Source organism: Agrobacterium rosae, from assembly GCF_002915175.1.
Taxonomy (GTDB): Bacteria; Pseudomonadota; Alphaproteobacteria; order Rhizobiales; family Rhizobiaceae; genus Agrobacterium; species Agrobacterium rosae.
The window spans coordinates 1-939 of record NZ_NXEJ01000023.1 but is presented as its reverse complement, the minus strand read 5'-3'; the positions used below and the strand labels follow the sequence as shown (position 1 = coordinate 939).

2 tRNA genes are annotated in these 939 nt (G+C 53.8%); both read left to right on the top strand.

Annotated features, from left to right (window positions below):
* Positions 1–204 precede the first annotated feature (204 nt).
* Positions 205–281, top strand: a tRNA-Ile gene (locus CPJ18_RS26520).
* A gap of 59 nt (positions 282–340) precedes the next feature.
* Positions 341–416 (top strand) — tRNA-Ala (locus tag CPJ18_RS26515).
* Positions 417–939 lie beyond the last annotated feature (523 nt).

Sequence of the window (939 nt, the reverse complement as noted above, 5' to 3'; positions counted from 1 at the left end):
CCACGGAAGTACTTCGGTACTCGGATTGGTATGGCAAGTGTCGCCGTCCACGTTTCTCTTTCTTCAAAAAGGATATAAACCTTTGGTTTGCGCTCACGCCTGTTCGGATCTTCGATCCTGGCTCCGCGAGGGCGCCGGACGACCGGCGACGGCCTCTGGCCTGTATGGAGACTTCAGTTGAGGTTACCATGCGCTCGGCGAGATGGGCCCGTAGCTCAGTTGGTTAGAGCACACGCTTGATAAGCGTGGGGTCGGTAGTTCAAGTCTACCCGGGCCCACCAATGGTTTTAGATTTAGCCTGATCCCTGACGGCTTAGCTGTTTGGGTGTTTGCGATGGTTGGGGCTTTAGCTCAGCTGGGAGAGCACCTGCTTTGCAAGCAGGGGGTCATCGGTTCGATCCCGATAAGCTCCACCAATCGCGAAGCGATCGGGTTGGTTTGTCTTGACGCTGTCGCGGCTTACGCCGCTGCGCTCCAGACGGGCCGGCCAAACGTGGCCGACGGCCTCTGGCCTGTAGGGCGAACTGATCGGTTGGTTGGAAAATATCCTTTTGAAGAAATAAAAGTTTGCACATCTCAAACGAGATTGTGCCTGTTCTGTCTGCATTGTGAAGAGAAGATATGTCTGGAAGCTTCCAGGTGTTTTGAACCATTGGTTCAAGGCGTCCGAGCCCAGTCTCAGTGAAACCTTGTGATGGCTTAGTCGGCCGGAATTGGTGGAGGGATTGGAGTAGGTAGGAAAGCTTGTCCTGAGGCATTTTGTTGTTGACCAAATTTTGGTAGGCCGTAAGGCCGTCGCCAATCGTTTGGCGCCCCCGCGGAGCAAGAACCGAAAGGTTCTGTCAAGCGTGAGCGAAAAAATCTCTGATGGGAATGCTGGATTGATGTTGCCTGACCGCGCATCACCGGATGATATCTCGAGAAGCTGGTCTTAATGAT